The organism is Natranaeroarchaeum sulfidigenes, assembly GCF_017094485.1.
Taxonomy (GTDB): domain Archaea; phylum Halobacteriota; class Halobacteria; order Halobacteriales; family Natronoarchaeaceae; genus Natranaeroarchaeum; species Natranaeroarchaeum sulfidigenes.
In genome coordinates this window covers 229,580-252,297 of record NZ_CP064786.1, presented here as the reverse complement: position 1 = coordinate 252,297, position 22,718 = coordinate 229,580, and the positions used below count along the sequence as shown (strand labels likewise).

Below are 22,718 nucleotides of genomic sequence, written 5' to 3'. Positions count from 1 at the left end.
CACACCGCCGTGGAATACGGAGGTTATCCATCCCTCTTCGGGAGTAAGCCAAGAGAAACAATGAGTAGCTACCCTGTCCCATCGACGCGTGGGAATACTCGATCGGTCCCCAGTAACGACACGTTCGAGCGATACCGAGACGGATGCAGGTGAGAACCGGCCCCCAGCAGTCCGACTCGACGACGTCAGCCACGAGTATCGACTTGCTAGTGGACGGTTCCGATCAGGCCAGAGCCGCTCCCTGCAGGCCCTCCGGGACGTCTCACTCGACGTACAGCCGGGAACGATCGTCGGCATAAAAGGGCCAAGCGGGAGCGGGAAGTCGACACTGCTTCATGCAGTCTCCGGACTGCTCGTCCCAACGAGCGGCACGGTGTCACTGCTGGGGATCGATCTCACCGAGCTCGGCGACCGGCGGCGAGCACAGGTCCGTCGCCGCCACGTCGGGATCGTCTTTCAGGGCTTTCACCTCCTCCCCTCGCTATCGGCGCGGGCGAACGTCGCGCTCCCACTGGTTGGTGCTGGTGTCGGACGGACTGAGCGTCGAACACGAGCAACTGAGCTGCTAGACGCCGTCGGGCTGGGCGAACGAACGACGCATCTGCCGGGCGAACTCAGCGGCGGGGAGTGCCAGCGCGTCGCCATTGCGCGGGCGCTCGTGACCGATCCCGACGTGATCGTCGCCGACGAGCCGACCGGCGAACTCGACACGAAGACGGGAGAAACCGTACTGGACCTGCTGACGGAACTCGGCCGGAATCGGGCGGTACTGGTCGCCTCGCACGACGCTACAACCCTTTCCGTCGCGGACCGGGTCCTCTCCCTGCACGACGGGCAGGTGGTCGAGCGTGACCGATGACGGCAGACGCCGCGGGCAGTTCGCCGGACTGGTCGAGCTCGCCCTGACGCGCCTCTGGAAACAGGCAACGAGAACGACGTCGGGACGTCTCGTCGCCACGGTTGCGGGCGTCGCCCTGACGATCGCATTGCTCTTGCTCGTTACGGGGATCGCACTCGGGCTTGCAGGCGGCGGAATCGCGGCTGCGGACGACGCTGACGTTCGGATCGGGCCCGCCGAAGAAACTGTCGTGGCCTCAGTAGACGGCGTCGAAGGGGTGAGACTGGGGGAGGCCAACGAGCATGCGGCCGAAATTCGCTCGGAGCCGGACATCGAGCACGCGTCGCCGGTACTCGTCGAGCCCGTCCGGCTGGAGCCGGCCGACGGTGGCGAGTCACGGATCGTGCTACTGGTTGGCGTCGTCCCCAATAACGAGCCACGAACTATCGCGGGGCTGTCGACAGCGAGGCTCGAACCGGGCGATCCCCACTACGGCGACGGCACGTTTGACGGTCCACGAGCGGAGGAAATCGTACTCTCCGAGGCGGCGGCCGAGCGGTTCGAAAGCGATCCCGAACGACTCGTTCGCGCCAGCGACCGAAGCGACGAGGATATCGGCTTCGACATCGCGGCGGTCGAAGCGACCGAGGAGGGACACCCAGTCGCACTCGTCCATCTCAGCGAACTCCAGTCGCTTGCCGGAACCGAGCGCGATGGCCTCGCTGACCGACTGCTGGTGTGGGGTGACGCCGACGCGGCCACGGCCGCAGGCGAAGATCGCTATCCCGACACGACGATCCAGCAAACGGCGACCGCGACGAACCCCGCGGCGATGTTCGACGACGACCTCGCGTTCGCCACGAGCCTGATAGCGCTCGTGGTCGGTATCGGGATCTGTGCCTCCTTTATTACGACGACGATGGGGATGACCGTCGAGGAGGACCGGCGGGTGCTCGCAGTGCTCGAAGCCATCGGTTTTCCGGCGTACAGCCGACTCGCAGTCGTGGGTATTTCGACGCTCGCGACGACGCTTGTTGGTGCAATCCTCGGGATCGGTCTGGGCTGGCTCGCAATCCTCACCGTGAATCGCCTCGTCGAGTCGACCGTCGCCGTTGCCCACCCACTGTTCGTTCCCTACGCGGTCGGTGTTGCGCTCGTCTCGGGGCTGCTCGCCGTCCCGTACCCGCTGGTCGTCGCCGCACGGACGACCGTTCTGGACGAGGTGGGACGATGAGTTACAACACGGTCGTCCGTGCAAGCGCCGTCCTCGGTATCGCCGCGGCACAGCTCCGACGCTCTCCCGGTCGGACAGTACTAACGGTGCTGGCCGTCACGGTCGCCGTACTCTCCGTGACCCTGCTGGCGAGCCTCGGCGTCGGCGTCGTCGATGTCGGCGAGGAGAGTCTCGGGGATGCCGACCGGGACCTCTGGCTCACGGTAGAGGGGCCGGAAACGGACAACGGGATCGTCGACGCCAGCGAGGTGGCGGCGTCGATAAACGACAGAGAGGACGTCCGAACCGCCGCACCGATCGCATTACACGACGTGTATCTGGGAACCGACGAGGGTGAACTCCAGCGCATCCCGGCCGTCGGCGTTCACGAGACCCACGGGGGCTACGACTTCCAGGAGGGCGACGGTTTCGAGCTCGATCCCGCGGATTACCGAAACGCGCCACGCTCGGACCCCGTGCGGAGCGAGATCGTTCTCGATCCGCGGACCGCCGACGCCCTCGACGTCTCGGTCGGCGACACCGTCCGGATCGGCGCGAGCAGGGAGCGAGCCGACAGGGAATTCACTGTCGTCGGTACGTCCGCCCACCACTCGACGCTACTCGGGGAGCCCGCCGCGACCGTCCCGCTCGCGGACCTGCAGTATATCGCCGGGACGAGCGGGACCGATCGGGCGACGTTCGTCATGGCGGATACCACGGACGATGCCGACAGCACAGCCGTCCGCGATGACATCCAGAACGAGTATCCGGAGTACGCCGTCCGGACGAGCGAGGAACAGGTCGAGATGATGCTCACCGACAGGCCGGTCGTGATCGCAAGCGGGGCGACCCTTGTCGGACTGGCGGTCGTCGGTAGCACCATCTTGCTGGTTAACCTGTTCGTTCTCGTCGCCTACCAGCAGCGCGACGAACTCGCCGCACTGCGAGCGATCGGGCTCTCACAGCGTTTGCTCGCCGCCACGATCGGTACACAGGGACTGGTCGTCGGGATCGTCGGCGGGCTACTCGGAGTCGCTGCGACGCCGTTACTCAGAAACGCGTTAAACCGCATTGCGGCGTCGACAGTCGGTATCGAGGGACTGCTGGTAACGCCGACCGAGGTGTACGCCGCCGGGTTTGCGCTCGCGCTCGCGCTCGGCGGAATCGTCGCAGTCGTCACCGGTTGGCACACGGGGCGCTACGCACGCCTGGAACGGCTAAAAGCATGAGGGCCCGATTATCCGTCGAGGCCGAGCAGCCGATCGACCAGCCGTTCGGGCTCGAACTGTTCTAGATGCTCGTAGCCCTGCCCGACGCCGAGAAAGAGGATCGGCTTCCCGGTGACGTGGGCGATCGAGATGGCAGCGCCACCCTGCGAATCGGCGTCCGCTTTCGTCAGGATCGCACCGTCGATCTCGGCGGCATCGTTGAACTGCCGAGCGCGCTGGACGGCATCCTGCCCGGCGACCGCTTCGTCGACGAACAGCGTCATGTCCGGGTCGACGACGCGTTCGATCTTCTCTAATTGCTCCATCAAGTCGTCGCTAGTGTGGAGCCGACCGGCCGTATCGCCGAGTACGACATCGACATCGTTCGCTTCCGCGTACTCGACGCCGTCGTAGATCACCGCAGCGGGGTCGCCACCCTGCTGGTGGGTGATTAGCTTCTTGTCGAGCGCCTCGGCGTGCTCTTCTATCTGTTCGTTGGCACCCGCACGGTAGGTGTCGCCGTTCGCAAGCACCGACGAGTAGCCTCGCTCTTCGAGGTACTTCGCCATCTTTGCGATCGAGGTCGTCTTGCCGACGCCGTTGACGCCCGTGAAGATGATCACGAGCGGTTTATCGGCCGCGGCGACGCGCTCTTCGAAGTCGAACTGACCAACGCTGATGACATCAACCAGCGCTTTCCGGAGCGCGCGCTGGACCACGCCGGTCGTACTCTTCGTGATCAGGTGGGTCTCGCCGATCGTCTCCTCACGGATCGTCGCTAGAATCTCGTCGACGACCGTGAGCTCGACGTCGCTCTGGAGCAGCGCCATCTCGAGTTCGTCAAGTGGCGCTTCGACGTCTTCGGCCTCGATAATAGTCTGGCCGGTTGCGGCCGACTTCGCACGCTTGGCGAAACCGGGACCATCCGACTCCTCTGTCGGGTCGGGGCCAGTACCGGCTGGTTCGGGAGTCGTCGGGTCTGCTGCCTGATCTGTTGCATCCGCGGTTGCGGCTGTCACGTCGGCGTCCGTCTCTGCCTGCGTCTCCGCATCAGCGTCGACCTTCTCTTCCGCGGACTCCTCGACCTCCTCGCGAAAGCTCCCGAGTTTTTCCTTGAGACTGTCGAACATCCCTTACTCGTCGTCGCCGCCCTGCTCTTGCATCTGTGCCATCTGCTGTTGCATCTGCTGTTGCTGGAGCTGCTGGGCCTGCTCTTCGATCTGGCTGCTTTCGTCTTCGAGCTCCTCGATCTGCGCTTCGACGCTCTCGATCTCTTCGCTGACGGTCTCCTGCTTTGCTTTGAGCGTCTCGATGGCATCATCCTGCTCTTGCTCGGCAGAGTAGCCGCCGCCGAGCCCGACGATCACCTCGTCGATGTCCTGTACCTCGGCGCGCAGGTAGGCGTCACCGCCGAGTGGAACCTGCACCGTCGAGCCGGATTCGAGCGTTTCGATGGCCTCGATGGCCTCGTCGATCTCGTCGGATTCGGTTTCGAGCTTGTCGATCTCACCTTCGAGTACCTCGACCTGCTGTTGAATCTCCTGTAGCTGCTGGCTCAACTCCTGTAGTTGTTGTTGTCCACCGCCACCGCCCATCATTGTTCGACACCCTCGATCTCGATCTGGGTCCGCTTGAGGCCGTGCTGGCTCCCAATGTTGGCGTAGATGTGTTCTTCTGCGACGTCCTCGTTCTCCGCGTCGACTGTGGATTCGAACTCCTGCCAGCCGTCGCGAGCCTGAAACTTGCCGGTAACCGTGTATTGGCTCATACCACCTGATCGGCTCCGAAGTCGGAAGAACCTTGCTACTCGGAGATGCCACCGGAATCGAGTCAGTCTGCGAGCTCGAAGTGCGTCTGGACGTTTTCCAGCGTTGTCCGGAGCTCTCGCTCGTTGTACCGCCGTGCAAACGGCTCTGCGACGGCCGACAGCACATTCCCGGGGATCTCGTAGGTCGCCGCGTACGTCAGCCGTGTCCCGCCGTCTTCGGCCTCGAACTGGAGCTCAATCTCGCCTTCGAGCCGCCCACGCATCTCGAAGACCATCCGCTCGTCGGGCTCGTGGACGGTCTGAACCAGCTCCCCATCGAGGGGGACGCCAGCCATCCGGAAGGTGTGATCGAGGCGTTTTCCGCCGTTTTCGAGCCGCTCTACGTTGTCGATATTGGCGATACTGGGAGTCACGGCCATGTGGTTGTCCGGATCGTCGAGAAACCCGAATACCTCATCGACTGGTGCTGGGACGTGGATAGTTTCGCTAACAGTGCTCATACACGGACGTACGTCACAGAAAGTCAAAAACGTTGATCCGCGTGGGCAACAGCCCGAAAACGGATCGTCTCAGTCGATATAGCCCAGCGCGTCCTCGATCCGGCCGAGTTCGGGACCGGTCGTGTCCTCGCCGACGAGATAGCCATGCTCGTTGGCAACCAGCCCGGAGCCAACGAGCGGGCCACCGTAGTTGATCGTCCCCACGTCCGCTCGGACATCGAGGAGCTCCTCGAGATAGTCGAGTTCGGTATCAGTGGTCTTCGGGTGACAGAGGACGCCATCGGCGGTCGCCACTGCGGCGGTTCCGACGGTACGGACACCGGCGAGTTTGCCCTGTTCGACGGGGACGTCGAGGGCGTCTTCGACGGTTGAGACTGCCTCCTCGGAGAGTTCGGGGTGGACGTACGCGCCGTAGTCGTTCGCGAGGACGACGTTCCCGGCGGCGTTGATCCTGCCCGGAAGCTCGTAGACGTCGCTGCCGGTCTCGTCTTCGAGGCGTTCGCGCTCGTGATCGACGATCCGGCTCGTTACCAGCAGTCCGTTCTCGTTGCCGGTGGCGAGCGCCCCGACCGTTCCGGAGCCAGCGACCGTCGTCGGGACGGCCGTAACGTCCAGTTCGTCGGCCATCGCGTCGACCAGGTCGTCGTCTGCATCGGGGCGGACCAGCAGATACTCGTCAGTAGCCGTCGCGAAGACACCGACGTACGCGGATCCGGTGAACGCGGCGCGAAGCAAAGTTACTCTGCGTGCTCTGCTTCGACGATGCTTTCGCCCTCTTCCTCGAAGCGGGCGGCGCGCACGCGAAGCTTGCTCGGCGGTTTCTTGCGGCCGCGCGACCAGACTTTCTCGTTGATCGAGGAATCCAGCCGGACGTTCTCTTCCTCGACCGAGAAGTGCTGGGCGAGGTGCTCGCGGACGAGCTTCATCGCACGGTCTGCGCGCTTGTGTTTCGGTTCGGCCTTGGCGTCTCGCAGGGGAACGGTCATGACCCGTTCCTCGAAATCACTTGCGCTCATTATTCGTCAGTGCTCTGTCGCCGCCAGTTGCGTCGCTTCGGGTTGCGCGTGACGTCACGGTCGGTCTTGATCATCACCCACGCCGGGACGCGACTGTTCTGTCGCTCCAGTTTGGCGAGGCGCTTTTTCTTCGATTTCGATTTCTTACCCATAGTGGTGGGTCTTACCCGACCGTCGTTTAAAATCTTGTTCTTTTCGGGGCGGGGAGCCATCTGTCTCGGTGCAGTGCCGGGGTCATGGGATCCGCAACCCCACCGTTTTCGGCGTTCCCCCCACATACTCCGCGTATGGACGTGATTAACGTCACCGCAGACGCCGAGTCGTTCACCTGTAACGCCTATCTCGTACCGGGTAAGCGCACGACACTGATTGACGCCGGGGCCATGCCGGGCGTGGAGGACGTCATCGCGGAGCATACTGACGAGCTAGACGCCGTGGTGATAACTCACCAGCACGGCGATCACGTCCAGCAACTCGACGCCGTGCTAGACCGATTCGACGCGGACTGTTTCGCCTACGACAGCCACCCGCGACGGACCAACGGACTCGTCGATGGCGAGGAGATCGTCATCGGTGACGAGGCGTTTGACGTCGTCCACACGCCCGGGCACGCGGATGATCACATCTCGCTGATCAGCGAGTCGACGATATTCAGTGGCGATGTCGTGGTCCACGACGACGGTGCCTTCGACGACGGTAGTTTCGGACGTACGGATCGCCCCGGCCAGTCGCGCGAGCAACTCATCGAAAGCATCGAGCGAATCCTCGACCGACTTCCGGACTCGGTCGAACACATGTACGCGGGCCACGGCGGCGAGTTCCACGGCGACGTCCGAGACGTTATAGAGACAGCGCTGACGCGTGCGGAGAAACGAGAACCGAAATATCCGGAGGACTAGGCGGAGCGCGCTTCCTTGGCTTTGGGCCGCAGTTTCCCGTAGCCACATTTGCGACAGCGGTCCGCTCCTTCGGCGTTGCGCGCGTTGCATCGCATACAGATCATCTTGCTGAGGATTCGATCCTCTGCTTTCTCGAATGAAGCCATACCGGGGCGTTGGCCGCTCGCTCATTTAACCTTGGTGGTCCACGGCGGCATGTGGGTTGTGAATGCTTCACTTTAATTTTTGTAGTAATACACTTCAGTGTTCGAAGTCATTGACTGCAGAGCGATCCACCGTCGGACAGGACCAGTTACTTAATCATTCACAACAAACGACCATGTGATATGGCGAGCCAGCTACTCGCGGACGAAGCAGCTGACAACATCGTGCGAACGAGTCGGACGTCGCTCGGTGACAGCCTCCGATCGGTGACGTACTTCACACGCGACGACTACGAACAGCTCTACCTCCGGGAGGATCTGGAGCGAGACGCCGACCTCACCAGTTTCATCGGTCACGAGTGGCGCGGCTTCAAGACCGCACAGGCAGCCTACGAGGGAACCGAACTCGGCGATTACAACTACACGATCCGCGTCTTCGACAACGGATTTCTCCTCCGTGTGACCGACGAACGCGAGGGTGTTTTCGTCACCACGGATAGCCTCACAATGGGCGATTTCAACACCGTCGCACAGGCAGTGCGGTCCGTCCTCCGCGACGACATATAGAATTTGAGCACGTTTTGGGCTGTCGAGAGCGCAACGCCCATGTCCGACAAAGCCCCAGAGAGTATCAATGACAACTGACGAAATCCCCGAGCCAGCACGTCGCGCGCTCGACCGCCACGATGCGTTCGAGCCGACAGCGGACGGCTACGAGTGTACGACGACACCGTTCGATGCCGACGTTCGGGCCCGTTCTGCCGAGGGTGAGCGAGACGCTGTCTTCGAGATCGAGGTCCGCGTTCCGACGCTCGACGCCGTGGTCACGGACCAGACGGTCGGAACCGCCGTCGCTGATGGCTGGTTCGACACGCTCGAACGACGGCTGGCCGACGCCTACCACGCAGCCGACGTCAGCGACACCGACGAGCCCACGATCGAACGCGAGAGCGAAACGGTTACGGCGACGTTCGGGCTGCGCGCCTGGAATGCGAGTCGGGGCGTCGACGCCGCAAAAGCCGTCATCGATTTTACTGAGGGAACCTACGTGCAGGGTGTCATCCCCGGCTACGAGTACGGCGAGCCGGTCGCCGGGCTACTGAAACGAGCACAACAGAACGGGAGTGCAGACGACGCTGCCCGCGGTGGCATGCCGCTTTAGTCCATCGCGATATAGGTGTGTGTGTCCTCGACACCGTCGACGTCCTGAATCGCCGTGGCGGCGATATTTTTCACTTCGCCGGGCGTCTCGACGAGCACCTTGGCGATTATGTCGACGTCACCGGCAACGATATGTGCGTCCTCGACACCGTCGATTCCGTCGATCTCTTCACGTAGCCGGTCCGCCTCCCCCGTGTTCGCCTTGATCATGACGTATGCAGTAACCATTTAGACACCTCCCGCGCCCGCCTGCGCGGCGGCGCGGCTGTTGTCGCCGACCAGTATCTGTCGCACATCACCAAGCACGTCGAAGTCGGCGAGCACGACCAGTCGGTCGCCCTCCTCCAGTGACTCGTCCGGATCGGGAATATCGAGCGGTTCGCCCTCCTTTCCGAACGCCAGCACGGTCGCATCCGCGGGAAGCTGGAGCTCGCTGATCGTGTACCCTCGCGTCGGTGCTTCCTCAGTCACCGTCAACTCGACGACCTGCAGGTTCTGGGCAATATCGGCGATCGCACGGATATCGCCGCCAAGCAGGGCATTTTTCGCCCCGATCGCACCTAGCCGCTCTGGGTAGACGATCTCGTCGACCGCCTCTGCGTACTTCCGGTAAATATTCTCGCGGTAGTCCTCGTCGATCCGCAGGATCGTCCGACAGCCGTGGTGCTTGCCGATCAGACAGGCTGCGAAGTTCGTATTGAGGTCCCCCGTGAGCGCACCCAGTGCATCAGCCTCATCGATTTCGGCCCGTTCGAGCACCTCCTCACGGGAACCATCGCCACCGACGACATCGAACCCCTGATCGCGCGCGCGCTCCGCGAGCGCTGCATCGCGTTCTACCAGCGTCACCTCGTGTCCCTCTTCCTGTAGTACGCGACCGGTCCGCAGTCCAACTCGGCCAGCGCCTATGATAACAAACCGCATATCAGCGCATACGCTTGCCCCCTTGAATAATGTTACTCATGCGGTCGTCGGTTGGCGGTTCCCTCAGTGGGTTCGGTTCGCAGAAAGGTTTTTGACGTGTCATAGAGTACCACACAGCATGGTTCATGCGTTCGTCATGGTGAAGACGGCAGCCGGGAAGTCGGAGAGTTTGCTCGCCGAGGTCCGCGACGAACCACACGTCGTGGAGGCCCACATCGTGGCGGGCGAGTACGACATCATCGCAGAAGTCGAAGTTGACGAAGTGTATCAAGTACTCGATGCATCATCGAGCGGGATTCAGGCGCTTTCGGGCGTTAGCGACACGAAAACGTACATATCACTGGACTAATTTTCCGAGAGGAGGCCACCAATCGCCCCGGCGAGGGCACACTCGATCGCGACGATCATCGAGAAAAACACGATCGCAATCGCAAGCACGAAACCGCCAGTGGCTCCGATCGCGCTTCCGATCGGCCCACCGGCGGTTCCGACGATCGTCAGTCCGATCCACAGGAGCAGGCCTGCAACGATTCCCCCAAGACTGCCAGCGAGGAGGCCGTGCCACGCGCCGCCAGTCAGTCCACCCCCAGCGAGATAGCCCGCAACGAACCCGCCGATTAGCCCGGCGGTGAGCTGTCCCAGCCCCGGAACGGCGATCCCGAAGATGCTCAGTACCGTCAGGACGAGGAAGCCGATCACGACCGCGCGCCAGTTTGTCATGCCAGGCTGTAGTCAGCGGAGACGGATAAGGATACCAGCACGCACGCATGCCGAAGAACGGCCTTTTATAGCCAGCTACCATATCCGAAGCTATGATTTTCGAGGATCTTCCGACGACGCCACGGTCGGAGGAGCTCATCGACAAGGCGTTCTCTCGCGCGTCGCGGTCCGGCCGGGCGAAGCAGGGCCGAGAGGCCCAGGAGTCAATGGTACAGACCGCATCGAACATCCTCTCTGACAACCTGGAGAACGTCGTGACGGCGTGGCCCGATTTCGACGAGATCGATCCCTTTTATCGCGAACTCGCCGAAGCCATCGTCGAAACCCACGAGTACGACACCGACGCGGACGGCGTCGACGCGCTCAGACAGAGCCTCTCGGAGGTGACCTGGGCAAGCCGCCAGACCAAACAGATCGGCGACGAAGCGATGGGGAAGATGCGGAAAGCCAGCGACGATCTGGCTCGAAAGCACCGCAAGCAGGCGTTTGCGCGGATGGCGGATGTCGTCGAGCAGGTCGCGCCGAACCTGCGACTGATCGGCGACGCGAGAGATGCCCTGAAGACACTGCCCGATATCGATCCAGACGAGCCGACGATCGTCGTCGCCGGCTATCCGAACGTCGGGAAGTCCTCCTTTGTCAACACAGTCACGCGAGCGCGCCACGAGACTGCGGAGTACCCCTTCACCACGCGGGGCATCGGCGTCGGCCACTTCCACGGTACCGACGTTCCGAGCGAGCTCCGCGAGGGCAAACGCTCGGCCGCGGATGACCACGTGCGGTATCAGATCGTGGATACGCCAGGACTACTCGACCGTCCACCGGAAGAACGGAACGATATCGAGTCACAAGCGGTCAGCGCACTCGAACATCTCGCCGACTGTGTACTCGTGGTCGTCGACGCCAGTATGGACTGTGGCTACCCGATCGACGTCCAGCTGGAGCTCCGGGACGCGCTGAAAGCGCAGTTCGATGACGTCCCGGTGCTGACGATTTGCAACAAGATCGATCGGTCCCGCGACGTCGAGGCCGATCACTACATGAGCGTGACGGAAGACGAGAACGTCGAGGGTGTCCTCGCGGCGGCGGTCGATGCGGTCGGCTACGAGCCTGAGCTCCCCTTCGAACAGTAGGCAGGACCTTGCCGTTTCAATGGCGAACAGGCACCGGGACAGTCACGACGCGGATCGGTGCACACCCGCTTGCCGCGCCGTGGTCGCTCGTCAGGTCATGTCGGGGCTGGCCGCGGGATCGGTTTTGAACCTGTGGACAGAAAGCCCGTCGACGCTCCGCCGAGTTGTTCCGCGGGACACCACGGCCCGGTACGTGAGTCTTTTCCCCGCGCCTCACCAACGACGCGTATGTTCGATGACCGACCGAACCGCGCCGACGAAGTCGTCCTCACCGGGCGGTCGAACGTGGGCAAGTCGACGCTGATGCGGGAGTTGACTGGCCACAGTTTCGAGACGGGCGGCAAGCCCGGCGTGACGCGCTCGCCGAACAGCTACGACTGGGCGAGCGACGACTTCATGATAACTGATCTGCCCGGCTTTGGCTTCATGTCCGGCGTTCCCGAGGAGGTGCGCGAGGAGATCAAGACCGAGGTCGTCCAGTATATCGAGCGCCACGCCGACGACATTCTGGTGGCGATCCTCGTCGTCGACGGAAAAAGCGTCATCGACATCATCGACCGCCACTCCGGCGAGGGCGAGATTCCCCACGATGTCGAGATGTTTCACTTCCTCCAGGAGCTCGATATCCCAACCGTCGTCGCGGTCAACAAGATGGACAAGGTCGACGACCGGGACGAACGACTGAACGACCTCTGTGATCGACTGGGGATCTACCCGCCGTGGAAGCAATGGCAGGAGACGATTGCGCCGATCACCGCGAAGAAGGGATCTATCGAGCCATTGAACGACGCGGTTCGCCATCACCTCGAAGCCCAGAAACGAGACGACCTGAAGAAGTTTTTCTAGCCCAACCGCTCGACGAGTCCCTCGCCGTCGACGAAGGGAATTCCCTTGGCGGCTGCGTACTCGCGGGCCGCCGCAGTCGAGAGCGCTCGGCCCGTGTCATCATCGAGCATCTCACAGACGACAGCGGCAGGGGGCTGGTCGGCGGCCTGGGCCAGCGCGATACCAAGTTCAGTGTGGCCCTGTCGCTCGGCAAGGAGGCCATCCGCCGCCCGGAGCAGGTGGACGTGTCCGGGCGCTCGGAACTCGCTCGCGAAGTCCTCCGCATCGAGTGAGTCGCCGTCGTCGACTGCCGCCGCGAACTCGGCAACTTTGGTGATCGTCAGCGAACGGTCCTCGTCGGTGATACCGGTGAACGTATCACGGTGGTTCACCGTCAGCGAGAACGACGAGCGGTCGCCATAGGCGAGATGGTCGGTCTCGCTGGCTGGATGATCGATCGCATCCGAGAGGAAGGGAAGCGATGCGGCATCGGCGACAGGCCCGGAGAGACCGACACAGACCAGCCCACCCGCATCGTTGCGCAGTTGCTCGACTGCATCCACGTCGACCGCCCCGGCAGGATAAATGATATCCGTTTCTCCCTCGCGGTCGTCGAAGTCGTGCACGCAGACCGGCTGGCCCTCGCGGAACGCCGTGATCGCTTCCTCGACTGGATCGACGGGCGGCGTATCGGCGACCTCCGCGTTGCTGGTTGTATCGACCATCTTATCGGTCCTCCACGGTGACGGTGACCGTATCGTCATCATCGAGTCCGAGCTCGTCGCGAAGCCGGTCGGACGCGATAAGCTCTAGCTGGTCCTCATCGTGGTGGGTTCGCTCCGGAGCGATCACGTGGGCACCCTCGTAGCGCTCCCCGTCCACGGCCTCGATCGTTGCCGGGTAACAGACTGCCGGGCCATACGTCCGATCCTCGTCCTCCCAGCCATCGATATGGACTGGTTCGAGCGCCTCCATCGCGGAGCGTCGTCGAATACTGGCGTCGGTGAGTTCGACGTTGAGCGTTCCCTCGAACGGTTCGTAGGCCAGTCGTTCGCGGAACTGCGCCATGTAGCCCGGCAGGGAGATGTAGTGTTTCCCCTCGCCCATCCCGCCAGTGATCGTCCCGACGAGCTCGACCCTTGTCGCCCCCTCGAAAATCCGTCGGTAGTCCTCGTACTCGGCACGCAACGCTTGCTCTCCCTCCTCGGTAACCGAGAGCCACTGCCCATCAGTCACCGTCTCACGGGCGAGATACCCCGCGTCTTCGAGTCGCTGGAGCCGACGTGACGCCGTCTGTGTCGAGGCGTCAAGTTGCTCTGCGAGTTCCGAACAGGAGGCTTTCATCTCTCCCGCAAGCGCGCCATCGAGCGCAAGCAGCTTCAGGACGGCGAGTTCGTCGTGTCCGACGGTCAGCGTCGGTGCGTTTGACATATCTCAACGTTTGGCCTACCCGCTCATAAGCATAACGAATATGGGATGCATCACAATATCCTGAATAAAATCAACCGTGTTACGGGAGATTGGGGCCACGAGCGCATAAGGCCAGTTGGCAATATATTGGGTCTTTATTCCTCATTCCAGAACTCGCTGCACTTTTCGAGTTTCGGCACCCAGGTGTCGGCGTCTTTCGCGACCAGTGCGACGCGTGAGTCGGGGACATCCTTGATCGCATCGTGGTCGGGCATGTGCTCGCGGATCGCCTCGGCGAACGCAACGACATCATCGTGGTCGGGCATCGAACTCCGATCGAGCCGACCCCGCGAGTGGCCGACGTGCATGTAGGCTTTCAGCTCGATGTAGTCCGGATCCGCACGGTCGTAGAAGGCGGCGTACCAGTCGGGATCGCGCATGTTCTCGCCGTCGACGAGGGTCGTCCGGAGCACGGTTCGGGTATCTGCTTTCTCGGCCAGCACGTCCATCGTATCCACGAGCCGTTCCCAGGCGTCGTCTTCTACTGGTTTGACGACTTCATCGAAGGTCCACCGGTCCGGCGCGTCGACGCTGACGTACAGCTGCGTGGGCTCACATCGCTCCAGCATCTCTGGGTTGGTGCCGTTGCTCACGAGGAACGTCGTCATGTCGCGGGCGTGAAACTCGTCGATTAGTTCCGGAAGATAAGGGTAGAGGGAGGGCTCGCCGTCCAGCGAGATGGCGACGTGTCGGGGCTCCATCGACTCCTCGAACACCTCGCGGGGCACCTGCTCGTTCCCGCCAAAGCCCGAGAGTAGTTTCTTCTGCAGGCGGATCGAGGCGTCGACGACCGCCTCGGGGTCATCCCATTCCACGTCGCCGAGTTCGTAGGCGTGTCCGGCGTGATCCCGCCAGCAAAAGACACAGCGCTCGTTGCACTTGACGACCGGCGTCATCTGGATACAGCGGTGGGACTCGATGCCGTAGAAGGCGTACTTGTAGCACTTCCCCTCGCCACGGAGGGCGTTTGCCGTCCAGCCACAGGTCTGGGCGGCAGTGTGATTTTCGCTATGATAGTCGGGGTTCCCGACCTGTTTTGGCCCGTCCGAATCGCTCATTGTACGGGGGGATGTTCGCCAAGGATAAAACCTCCTTCCTCTCCGGTGCACCTGATCCCTCCAGGGTACAAGGAAACTCTGCGGACGAGAAGCTGCTCCACAAAACGAACTAGCAGGGAAATAACAAACTCGACTCGATAGCGCTGAGGACCCAACACAGACGAGTCGAACCAGTTTATGACCGTTTAGCTCGATCACACCCTATTCTTCAGATATAGGATAGTCCGGAAGCCAGTCCCAAGGAGTGTAATCTACCATACCGCAGCAATGACCGTCCAGACCACCAGCACATGCCACAGGATTGCAGCAAATGCTCGCTGAACATCGCTTTCCGGAAGCGGTGGGTTTCGAAAGATTGCATCATAGACGAACGGTGTAGCGAGCAAAACCCCAGCGACCATACCGTACTCTATTGGAACCGTCGTAAGCACACCAATAGCCCACCCACTGAGCAACGCTACCGGGATAGCCACCAGAATCCAATCATAGCGATACACGACTTCTCACCTCAACTGTACTGACAACGTCTGACGTAATAGCCCTCATACACATGTACTGTCAGGGAGCCTCGATTTACGATGACATTTTAGTCAGTTACATGGGGAGTGGTTCAGCTGTACTGACACGCGCTATTCAGGGTCTGTTACTGAGAAATTTAACAGACTCTAATGATATGCATTTCAGAATTAATCAATTCCGTAGATGATCTGTAAAATCGTGTATATTCTATATGCGCTCGCTCGACGTAGTTTCTCTTGGTGAACGAAAATGAGTACTGTAACACCAACACCTGAAACGTACTCCCTCGAGACGGGATGGAAAACGCTGGCAGTAGCAGGTGGTAGTATCGCCGTGCTGGGCGTCCTCGCGATGGTTCTTCCGCTTGCAGTGGGCGTAGCAGTCTCGTACATCGTCGGGGGCCTCCTCATTGTCGGGGGGCTCGTCCACGGAGCGCATGTCGTCTCTGCAAAGGGATGGATGGGGTCACTCTGGCAGCTGACACTCGCCATCGTGTCGCTCGTCGCTGGGATCGTCATCGTGGTGAATCCGATCATCGGTCTGCTGAGTCTCACGCTCATGATCGTCGCATACCTGCTCGTCAACGGCATCGTCGAACTCGGAGTGAGCCTTCGGATGGAGCGTGGATCCGGTCGTGGGTGGATCGCTGCCAGCGGCGTCCTGTCGCTCGGTTTGGCAGTATTGCTCTGGGTGCAATTCCCCGAAGTCGCGGCCTGGATCGTCGGGTTCATGATCGGAGCGAGCTTGTTCCTTACAGGGCTCTCGATGGTCGCCGTGGCATACACGGGCCGCCAACCAGTCGAGGACATCACACCCCCAGCGGGTGAACCGCGCGGGACGTGACATTTGTTCATCTCGGACACGGTTCGGCCGGTCCGAATCGGATCACGACGGGCCGTTTCGCGATGACCGTTCTTAGCCGCTGGCGATTGATCGGTACCAACTGATCTGAATTATTTCAACGTCAACTGCCCCGTGGATCCAGTACGTCTATCGATTAGGCACAGCTATGGAAGCTACAGCATCTGTGACATATACAGGAGAGTGACTCGACTAGCGAGCGTAATCTGGCCAGAGAGACCCTCAGACACCCATCTCTGTGTAGATTCGCTGGTCATTCAGACACCGCTGTCGATCCCCCGTCCATGGCGGTGGTACTGCTCCCAGACAGGCAGTCGTTCGGAGTGCTGACTGAAGCGTGGCTCTCAGTAGATGTAACGGGCAGAGCGAAGAGACCCATACCAGCCCGAACTCAATAATGTCTTCTCATGCTACGTGGACTAGACGAAGCCCCGAACGCTGTTCACTCATCATCAAGACGCCGTTCCACGAACCCAGCGAAGTCGGCGGCAAACGCCTCGACCTCGTCCCAGTCCGTGTACTCGTGGTCCCGTGACGTATCGATGTCACCAGTCGCGTTTTTGGCGATCCGTTTCATCAGGAGCCGCTTGAGAAAGCCGTACTTCGAGTACCGGAGTGCACCGCCAAAGAGCCCGATTCGATCGGGATGCCAGTCCGCGGCTTCGAGCAGGTCGTCGACGTACCGTGCCGCCTCCGCCCGTCGCTCCGCATCATCAACAGCCGACGAAAGCGAGAGCTGAAAGAACGCGCTCGGGCGAGCCGAGGCGCCGCTCAGGCTCGTCTCGACGTATTCGCGGATCGCTTCGTGATGGGCCCCAACGTGGATCGACGAGCCGACAAGGACGGCATCGAACTCCTCGGGATCAGCCGCGGACCCGGCGTCCTCGATATCGGTGACCGTCACGTCGTGAGCGCGGTCCGCGAGGACGTCACCGATTCGTGCTGCGACCCGTGCAGTCTGTCCTTCACCGGTGCCGTATACGACGAGAAGCCGTGCCATACGGAGAGATACTACAGCACACTCGTTAATCGCGGGGGATCGAGCCTGCACCCACTGGGGCACCCTGCTCTCATCGACCGGGCTCGTACGACTGCTGGAGGCCGGGGAAGGTCACGTCGTGACCGGCGGCGTGAGCGTTCAGTTTCGCCGCTGCAGGCGAGTCCCTGACAGCCGCGGTGTCGTAGCCCGCTTCCTCGAAGGCGTCGGTGATCCAGCGTGTCCCGCGGAGCTGGAACTTCTGGTGATACTCCTCGGCGAGGGTGAACGCGTCGAGGCGTTCGAGTCGAGTCTCGATTTGTGCTTCGGTCCACTCACTGGCGTCGATAAATCGTCGAAGTTGCTCACGCTGAGTCGACGTCTCGGTAAAGACGACGTTCTGGTACTGGCGTTTGTCCGGCTGCGTGGGTGGATGGTGCTGTGAGAACGCCCAGTCGAGGAGGTCGCTGAACGAAGTCGTATTGGGATCGTACTCGATCTGGACGACTTCCGTGTGGTCACCGATCGTCTCATAGGTGGGATCGAGCGTCGTTCCACCGGCGTATCCCACGCGCGTCCGCACCACCCCGTCGATCGCACCCGCGGCCGCGTCGGGGCCCCAGAAACAGCCGAGTCCGAACGTCGCCGTCGCCGTGTCGGTCGGTGCGTTCGCGTCGTACGTCGTCAGGCGATCGGGCGAAAACATATGAGATATCGGTAGGGGCTCGATCAAAGTAACCCTGTCTCCGGTGGGACGAAAGAGTCCACCGACTCGTCGGACAGATGCCGGAGGATACCGGTCACGAATCTGGTCGAGGCGTCACTCGTCGCGCTCGAACCGGAGAGGCAACGATTCGACGCCGTAAATAAACGAGCTCCGAACCGGGGTGAGATCGGCGTCCGGCGCGATAGTTATGTCGGAGAGGCGGGTCAGCAGCTCGTCGAGGACGACCCGCGTTTCGAGTCTGGCCAGCGGTGCACCCAGACAGTAGTGGATCCCATGACCGAACCCGAGATGCTGGTTCGGCGACCGGTCGGGGACGAACGTGTCCGCGTCGGGGAACTGTCGCTCGTCCCGGTTGGCAGCGCCCAGCCAGACGACGATTCCATCGCCAGCCTCCAGTTGCTTCCCACCGAGTTCGACGTCCTCACGCGGGACACGAGTCATCGCCTGAACCGAGCCGCGATAGCGCAGCACCTCCTCGATGGCGGCCGAGAGGGAGCCGTCCTCGTCAGACAGCGTCGCAAAGAGGTCGTCGTCGTGCTCGTCGAAACAGCGGATCGCGTTCGTGATGAGATGCGTCGTCGTGATGTTGCCCGCGATCAACAGCAACATACACATCCCGAGCGCCTCACGGTGGGAGAGCTGTCCGCTCTCTCCCTCCTCGGTGGCAATCGTGGTCAGGAGGTCGTCCTGAGGTTGCTGGCGGCGACGTTCGATCTGGTCCAGAAAGTACGCCGCCATCTCCTGGCCCGCCTGTTGTTGTTCCTGAACGAAGGCCTCCGGATCGACGTCCTCGTCGGCTCCACGGACGATCGTGTCCGACCATCGTTTGAACTGGTCGCGGTCGTCGTGTGGGATACCGAGGAGTTCGGCGATAACGATGACGGGCAGTGGGTACGCGAGGGCGTCGACGACATCGAGTTCCCCGTTCGCGTCGACCAGTGCCTCGTCGATCAGCTCCGCGGTCAGAGTTCGGATCCGTGGCTCCAGTTCCCGGATCGACCGCGGCTCGAAGGCACCCTCGACGACGCTCCGGAGTTCGCCGTGCCGGGGCGGATCCTGAAGCAACATCGTCTCCAGCAGGAACCCCTCGTCCTCGGGCGGTTCCTGGAACCCCGCGATGTTTCGGGGACTCGTCGAGAACTGCTCGTCGTCGTTGGCGAGAATGGTCTTGACGTCCTCATACCGGAACACGTCCCACGTTTGCCGCGTGGGATCGTATCGGATCGGTGCGTTCTCACGCATCTCCGCGTACCAGTCGAACGGATCGAGCCACGCGTCACGTCCCTGCAAGGCGTCGGGGAACGTCTGTAGTCCGCCGATGTCGGCTCCACTCATGGTAGAATACTGTCGGAGCAGCGTAAAAACGCGAATTGCCAGTCCGTGGCCGAACTGTACTGGATGTATACAATTTAATTGCAATAGACGGTCTCCACGGTGTGGCCGGACCGGCCGGGGGAGCTTTCAATCGCCGTCATCAACGATCCCGTATGGACGACACGCTGACAGCGCTTGCGGAGGACCTGCAGGCAGCCGACTCGGCGGTCGCCCTGACCGGGGCGGGCCTGAGTACCGCATCGGGGATCCCCTCCTTTCGCGGCGAGGATGGCATCTGGGGAGAGGAGTTCGACCCCCAGTCGTTTCACCGGCGGCGGTTCAGACGCGATCCCGGGGGATTCTGGGAGGACCGCCTGCGACTGCAGGAGCGAATGCTGCCCGAGGACGTCGCGCCGAACGCCGCACACAACGCGCTGGCTCGACTCGAACGCGAGGGACCGCTGACTGCCGTCATTACGCAGAACACCGACGGGCTGCACGCCGAAGCCGGAACCGAGCGGCTGATCGAGTTGCACGGGAACGCCCGGCGAGTGGTCTGTGGGGACTGTGGGACACAGTGGGACGCCGAGTGGGCGTTCGATCTCGTCGAGGACGGGGACGGTCCGCCGACCTGTGAGTGTGGCGGGATCTACAAACCCGACGTTGTGCTATTCGGCGAGGACCTAACCCCCGAAGCGCTCTCGACCGCCCGGGAACTCGTCGCCGACAGTGACGTATTGATCGTCGCCGGTTCCTCATTGCAGGTACAGCCCGCCGCCTCACTCCCGGCCCGTCGTGACGGCGCGACGCTCGCAGTCATCAACTACGATCTGACACCGTTTACCGCCAGCGCCGACTACGACTTCCGGGCGGACGTCACCGAGGTGCTGCCCGCGCTCGCGGATGCGGTCTGTGGGCTATAGTGGTCGGAGGAGCCGTAGCAATCGGAACCACAACAGGGGCAACCATCCAACGAGTGCACAGAGGTTCATATCGCCGCTGCATCCGGATTACGGCCCGACACTACAGTATCCGGATTAAATTATATTTTTATGATAATTATGACCTAACAAAATTGTATTGATATTACGACAGCAGAGACGCTCGACAGACGCCTTGAAATCAACAGCGGCTCTCGATCATGACCGACCTTTGGCAATCGGTGTTAATCAAGAAGCCAACACGTCATTAAGTAGATGACAGCAATACAGCTCGGGCGTGAGCCAGCATAATTGAAAGGCAATAAAAGCATGGCCACCCCTTTTCAGTTTAGGAGTAGCCAATAGCCAGTATTTATAATATATGGTGGACTGTTCTCGCGATCGTGAGTAAAGCTCGATCAGCGTCGAAATCGGCCGCACCTCAGCCGGCCAAGACCGATCAAGAGCCACTATTTATAGGATACTGACAATAGTCAGATGTATGTTCTTTCTTGGACTCATCTGCTATGATAGATGCCCCATTTAATAGTACAGGTGCGATCCACAGACAAACTGAACTCCGCGAAATGCTCAGTTATTCGCTCAATGTAGCAGGCAAAAGACCCGAACACAGAATAAGTGATTTTTTGGAATGTTTCCTAATACAAATGTATGATTTCTACAGATTGTGTTGTCATTCAATATACCTCGCCAGATAGTTCGAACGATATGAACAGAATCGGTAATCGCTGGAGTTATTACATTTTTTAATAAGAATGAATAAATGTCTTCAGGAGCACAGCGTATATACGTGGTCCTGAGACAGTTGTGGGTATGAGCGACCCCAAGAATAGGTACATAAAATCAGTAGAACATGCGTTAGATATCGTCGAACATGTCTCCGAGCAGGGACCGATCGGCGTCTCGGAACTCGCAAAACAGATCGATATGCCGAAAAGTACCGTGTACGTCCACCTTCAAACTCTCAAAAAACACGGATACATTAATAAAGAAGACGACAAATACGATATCGGGTTGCGATTTCTCGAAACCGGGAGTTATGCTCGGCGTCGTCGGGGCATCTATCGCTCTGCAAGAGAAGAAGTGGACAAGCTCGCATCAGAGGTAGAAGAAGCAGCACACTTGGGTGTAGAACAGAACGGGAAACGAGTTATTCTTTACAAGTCTGAGTTTGGGGACGCCATCTATGACAACACGTCAACAGGCGAATTTACACACATGCATTGGACGGCAATCGGCAAAGTGCTGTTGGCACACATGACAACATCTCGTGTTACTGAGATAGTCAAAAAGCACGGACTTCCATCGGCAACATCAAAAACCATCACTGACAAAGAAGACCTGTTCGATGCGCTTGAACGGATACGAGATAGAGGGATTGCAGTTGAGAATGAAGAACGACGGAGTGGTGTCGTCGCAATTGCAGTTCCTATCTTCGATACTACAACTGGCGACGTCGTCGCTGCGATCTCGGTCTCAGGACCACGTCAACGGATTGTCATGGGAGAGGAGGAGGAAATAAAACAAGACATCATCGAGGCCGTTAGAAATCGAGCAAACGTCGCCGAACTTCGCTACAACCACTACTGAAGGTCACGTTCAGATACGCTGGTGCATTGCGAAGGCTAATAATCTGGGCCAGTCGTCGGCAGTGGCGGCTTCGGCGTGGCTAAAGCATTACTAAACGAGTAGGTTTGTCATTTTACTTCTCGAAATATATGTTCAGCACTATTTTAATTCCCGTGTTTTTCGTCTCTGAAATCGATTCCGTGTCGTGAGTAGGCTGTAGGTGTGAACGTGCGTCAGCAAGAAAAATACCCGCCCTCATCGTCGTTTTCTCCCGGTAGTGTGGCGAGAAAGGACGGGCGAAAACAGTAGTTGTAGTTGATGCAAGCCCTGCCTGATCGATTCGGCTGTTTCTGAATCAACAGGATTCACAAGAACAAAACTTTTAGCCAGTTTGTAAGAATTAAATTATTCCTGTAAAAAGAACATAACCAGCACTACAGATCAATAATGCGTCGAGAGAGTCTAAGTGCCCAGCGTCATCAGCAGCACTGGTGTCGCTTCCTATTCAACACGGTCTACGTCAATCTGTTCAACACTACCGTTGAGGTATGCGTTGTTGGTATAGATCCTTCGAAAATGCACCCTTTTACTTTTTCATCCCGATCTGAACATCGCCCACTCCTCTGAGCTGAGTTGCCGTATTGACGAGAAGCAGGACGTCCCTCAGTTCATGTATCTCCCGCACCGTAGGAAGGAACGAGTGAGCACGAAGATAGTGTTAGTCGGTTCAAGCCGCGTATGTGACACGTCATTCCGTTCCCGGATTGCCACGTACACGAAAGTCGAGTGTCTGGACAGTCCGCCGGGAACTGTTGTTCGATTAACAAGACCTGACCGTTGTGCTTCCGGGTCTGCCGAGGGATCCGATTGTACAGAGCAGCGTTAAGCCATCAAACGTACTGGTCGGTCGGCCAAGCCGTCATTGGTGGACTGTC

30 protein-coding genes are annotated in these 22,718 nt (G+C 60.3%); 12 read left to right on the top strand and 18 right to left on the bottom strand.

All coding sequences use genetic code 11. The annotated features are described in order from the left end of the window. Window positions 1-94: 94 nt before the first annotated feature. The 3 genes from AArcS_RS01290 to AArcS_RS01280 are packed head-to-tail and all read left to right on the top strand — an operon-like array spanning window position 95 to window position 3,280. A complete protein-coding gene (locus AArcS_RS01290; RefSeq protein ID WP_375139642.1) occupies window positions 95-859 on the top strand; it encodes an ABC transporter ATP-binding protein in 765 nt (254 codons plus the stop codon). After that, the gene (locus AArcS_RS01285) at window positions 849-2,072 is read left to right on the top strand and encodes an ABC transporter permease (protein WP_238478621.1); all 1,224 of its coding nucleotides are present in this window, start codon (window positions 849-851) and stop codon (window positions 2,070-2,072) included. The genes AArcS_RS01290 and AArcS_RS01285 overlap by 11 nt, the downstream gene beginning before the upstream one ends. Then, complete coding sequence (locus tag AArcS_RS01280; RefSeq protein ID WP_238478620.1) at window positions 2,069-3,280, top strand: ABC transporter permease; 1,212 nt, start codon at window positions 2,069-2,071, stop codon at window positions 3,278-3,280. The genes AArcS_RS01285 and AArcS_RS01280 overlap by 4 nt, the downstream gene beginning before the upstream one ends. A gap of 8 nt (window positions 3,281-3,288) precedes the next feature. Here AArcS_RS01280 and ftsY read toward each other — a convergent pair whose 3' ends face one another. From ftsY to AArcS_RS01245, 7 genes are all read right to left on the bottom strand, one after another. Beyond that, window positions 3,289-4,389 (bottom strand): signal recognition particle-docking protein FtsY, encoded by a 1,101-nt coding sequence (gene ftsY, locus AArcS_RS01275; RefSeq protein ID WP_238478619.1) that lies wholly within the window; start codon window positions 4,387-4,389, stop codon window positions 3,289-3,291. Window positions 4,390-4,392: 3 nt separating this feature from the next. Then, window positions 4,393-4,857 carry a prefoldin subunit alpha gene (gene pfdA, locus AArcS_RS01270; protein WP_238478618.1) on the bottom strand — a complete coding sequence of 155 codons (465 nt, stop codon included), beginning with the start codon at window positions 4,855-4,857 and terminating at the stop codon, window positions 4,393-4,395. Then, complete coding sequence (gene rpl18a / locus AArcS_RS01265; RefSeq protein WP_238478617.1) at window positions 4,854-5,027, bottom strand: 50S ribosomal protein L18Ae; 174 nt, start codon at window positions 5,025-5,027, stop codon at window positions 4,854-4,856. Before rpl18a ends, pfdA begins: the two co-directional genes overlap by 4 nt. A gap of 62 nt (window positions 5,028-5,089) precedes the next feature. Beyond that, window positions 5,090-5,527: an SRPBCC family protein gene (locus tag AArcS_RS01260; protein ID WP_238478616.1), complete on the bottom strand. Its 438-nt coding sequence runs from the start codon at window positions 5,525-5,527 to the stop codon at window positions 5,090-5,092. Window positions 5,528-5,596: 69 nt separating this feature from the next. After that, a complete protein-coding gene (locus tag AArcS_RS01255; RefSeq protein ID WP_238478615.1) occupies window positions 5,597-6,262 on the bottom strand; it encodes a translation initiation factor IF-6 in 666 nt (221 codons plus the stop codon). A 2-nt stretch (window positions 6,263-6,264) separates the two neighbouring features. After that, window positions 6,265-6,543, bottom strand: a complete 279-nt coding sequence (locus AArcS_RS01250) for a 50S ribosomal protein L31e (RefSeq protein WP_238478614.1) — start codon at window positions 6,541-6,543, stop codon at window positions 6,265-6,267. Continuing rightward, complete coding sequence (locus AArcS_RS01245; protein ID WP_238478613.1) at window positions 6,543-6,695, bottom strand: 50S ribosomal protein L39e; 153 nt, start codon at window positions 6,693-6,695, stop codon at window positions 6,543-6,545. Before AArcS_RS01245 ends, AArcS_RS01250 begins: the two co-directional genes overlap by 1 nt. A 135-nt stretch (window positions 6,696-6,830) precedes the next feature. Between AArcS_RS01245 and AArcS_RS01240 the strand changes: the two genes are divergently transcribed. Continuing rightward, window positions 6,831-7,442, top strand: a complete 612-nt coding sequence (locus tag AArcS_RS01240; protein ID WP_238478612.1) for an MBL fold metallo-hydrolase — start codon at window positions 6,831-6,833, stop codon at window positions 7,440-7,442. Here the strand turns inward: AArcS_RS01240 and AArcS_RS01235 are convergent. Further along, complete coding sequence (locus tag AArcS_RS01235) at window positions 7,439-7,588, bottom strand: 50S ribosomal protein L40e (protein WP_238478611.1); 150 nt, start codon at window positions 7,586-7,588, stop codon at window positions 7,439-7,441. The genes AArcS_RS01240 and AArcS_RS01235 overlap by 4 nt on opposite strands. A 180-nt stretch (window positions 7,589-7,768) precedes the next feature. Here AArcS_RS01235 and AArcS_RS01230 point away from each other — a divergent pair, with 180 nt between their 5' ends. Continuing rightward, window positions 7,769-8,152, top strand: coding sequence for a DUF7522 family protein (locus AArcS_RS01230; RefSeq protein WP_238478610.1), 384 nt, complete (start codon window positions 7,769-7,771; stop codon window positions 8,150-8,152). A 67-nt stretch (window positions 8,153-8,219) separates the two neighbouring features. After that, a complete protein-coding gene (locus AArcS_RS01225) occupies window positions 8,220-8,747 on the top strand; it encodes a DUF5813 family protein (RefSeq protein ID WP_238478609.1) in 528 nt (175 codons plus the stop codon). Here AArcS_RS01225 and AArcS_RS01220 read toward each other — a convergent pair. Continuing rightward, on the bottom strand, window positions 8,744-8,974 hold the full coding sequence (locus AArcS_RS01220) for an Lrp/AsnC family transcriptional regulator (protein ID WP_238478608.1): 231 nt from the start codon (window positions 8,972-8,974) through the stop codon (window positions 8,744-8,746). The genes AArcS_RS01225 and AArcS_RS01220 overlap by 4 nt on opposite strands. Continuing rightward, window positions 8,975-9,670 carry a potassium channel family protein gene (locus tag AArcS_RS01215; protein WP_238478607.1) on the bottom strand — a complete coding sequence of 232 codons (696 nt, stop codon included), beginning with the start codon at window positions 9,668-9,670 and terminating at the stop codon, window positions 8,975-8,977. 118 nt (window positions 9,671-9,788) lie between these two features. Here AArcS_RS01215 and AArcS_RS01210 point away from each other — a divergent pair, with 118 nt between their 5' ends. Then, window positions 9,789-10,019, top strand: coding sequence for an Lrp/AsnC family transcriptional regulator (locus AArcS_RS01210; protein WP_238478606.1), 231 nt, complete (start codon window positions 9,789-9,791; stop codon window positions 10,017-10,019). Here the strand turns inward: AArcS_RS01210 and AArcS_RS01205 are convergent. Then, entirely contained in the window at window positions 10,016-10,390 is a 375-nt protein-coding gene (locus AArcS_RS01205; protein WP_238478605.1) for a DUF5518 domain-containing protein, read from the bottom strand. The two genes, AArcS_RS01210 and AArcS_RS01205, sit on opposite strands and share 4 nt — an antisense overlap. Window positions 10,391-10,482: 92 nt before the next feature. Here AArcS_RS01205 and AArcS_RS01200 point away from each other — a divergent pair, with 92 nt between their 5' ends. Together AArcS_RS01200 and engB are read left to right on the top strand one after the other, a co-directional pair. After that, on the top strand, window positions 10,483-11,523 hold the full coding sequence (locus tag AArcS_RS01200) for an NOG1 family protein (RefSeq protein WP_238478604.1): 1,041 nt from the start codon (window positions 10,483-10,485) through the stop codon (window positions 11,521-11,523). Between the two features lie 228 nt (window positions 11,524-11,751). Further along, window positions 11,752-12,369 carry a GTP-binding protein EngB gene (engB, locus tag AArcS_RS01195; protein ID WP_238478603.1) on the top strand — a complete coding sequence of 206 codons (618 nt, stop codon included), beginning with the start codon at window positions 11,752-11,754 and terminating at the stop codon, window positions 12,367-12,369. On the opposite strand, the gene ribB is transcribed toward engB, so the two are convergent. From ribB to AArcS_RS16030, 4 genes are all read right to left on the bottom strand, one after another. Further along, window positions 12,366-13,073: a 3,4-dihydroxy-2-butanone-4-phosphate synthase gene (gene ribB, locus AArcS_RS01190; protein ID WP_238478602.1), complete on the bottom strand. Its 708-nt coding sequence runs from the start codon at window positions 13,071-13,073 to the stop codon at window positions 12,366-12,368. The genes engB and ribB overlap by 4 nt on opposite strands. Window position 13,074: 1 nt before the next feature. Continuing rightward, on the bottom strand, window positions 13,075-13,779 hold the full coding sequence (locus AArcS_RS01185) for a DUF120 domain-containing protein (protein WP_238478601.1): 705 nt from the start codon (window positions 13,777-13,779) through the stop codon (window positions 13,075-13,077). Between the two features lie 134 nt (window positions 13,780-13,913). After that, window positions 13,914-14,876 carry a 4-demethylwyosine synthase TYW1 gene (gene twy1, locus AArcS_RS01180; RefSeq protein WP_238478600.1) on the bottom strand — a complete coding sequence of 321 codons (963 nt, stop codon included), beginning with the start codon at window positions 14,874-14,876 and terminating at the stop codon, window positions 13,914-13,916. Window positions 14,877-15,127: 251 nt separating this feature from the next. Then, the gene (locus tag AArcS_RS16030) at window positions 15,128-15,373 is read right to left on the bottom strand and encodes a DUF8015 family protein (RefSeq protein ID WP_510627370.1); all 246 of its coding nucleotides are present in this window, start codon (window positions 15,371-15,373) and stop codon (window positions 15,128-15,130) included. A gap of 271 nt (window positions 15,374-15,644) precedes the next feature. Between AArcS_RS16030 and AArcS_RS01175 the strand changes: the two genes are divergently transcribed. Then, the gene (locus tag AArcS_RS01175; protein WP_238478599.1) at window positions 15,645-16,238 is read left to right on the top strand and encodes an HdeD family acid-resistance protein; all 594 of its coding nucleotides are present in this window, start codon (window positions 15,645-15,647) and stop codon (window positions 16,236-16,238) included. Between the two features lie 460 nt (window positions 16,239-16,698). Here AArcS_RS01175 and AArcS_RS01170 read toward each other — a convergent pair whose 3' ends face one another. From AArcS_RS01170 to AArcS_RS01160, 3 genes are all read right to left on the bottom strand, one after another. Then, a complete protein-coding gene (locus AArcS_RS01170; RefSeq protein WP_238478598.1) occupies window positions 16,699-17,256 on the bottom strand; it encodes a flavodoxin domain-containing protein in 558 nt (185 codons plus the stop codon). A 70-nt stretch (window positions 17,257-17,326) separates the two neighbouring features. After that, window positions 17,327-17,938, bottom strand: a complete 612-nt coding sequence (locus tag AArcS_RS01165) for a peptide-methionine (S)-S-oxide reductase MsrA (RefSeq protein WP_238478597.1) — start codon at window positions 17,936-17,938, stop codon at window positions 17,327-17,329. A gap of 114 nt (window positions 17,939-18,052) precedes the next feature. After that, window positions 18,053-19,294, bottom strand: coding sequence for a cytochrome P450 (locus tag AArcS_RS01160; RefSeq protein ID WP_238478596.1), 1,242 nt, complete (start codon window positions 19,292-19,294; stop codon window positions 18,053-18,055). Window positions 19,295-19,446: 152 nt separating this feature from the next. Here AArcS_RS01160 and AArcS_RS01155 point away from each other — a divergent pair, with 152 nt between their 5' ends. Both AArcS_RS01155 and AArcS_RS01150 read left to right on the top strand, forming a co-directional pair. After that, window positions 19,447-20,196 carry an SIR2 family NAD-dependent protein deacylase gene (locus AArcS_RS01155; RefSeq protein ID WP_238478595.1) on the top strand — a complete coding sequence of 250 codons (750 nt, stop codon included), beginning with the start codon at window positions 19,447-19,449 and terminating at the stop codon, window positions 20,194-20,196. Window positions 20,197-21,027: 831 nt separating this feature from the next. Then, window positions 21,028-21,804, top strand: a complete 777-nt coding sequence (locus tag AArcS_RS01150) for an IclR family transcriptional regulator (RefSeq protein WP_238478594.1) — start codon at window positions 21,028-21,030, stop codon at window positions 21,802-21,804. Window positions 21,805-22,718 lie beyond the last annotated feature (914 nt).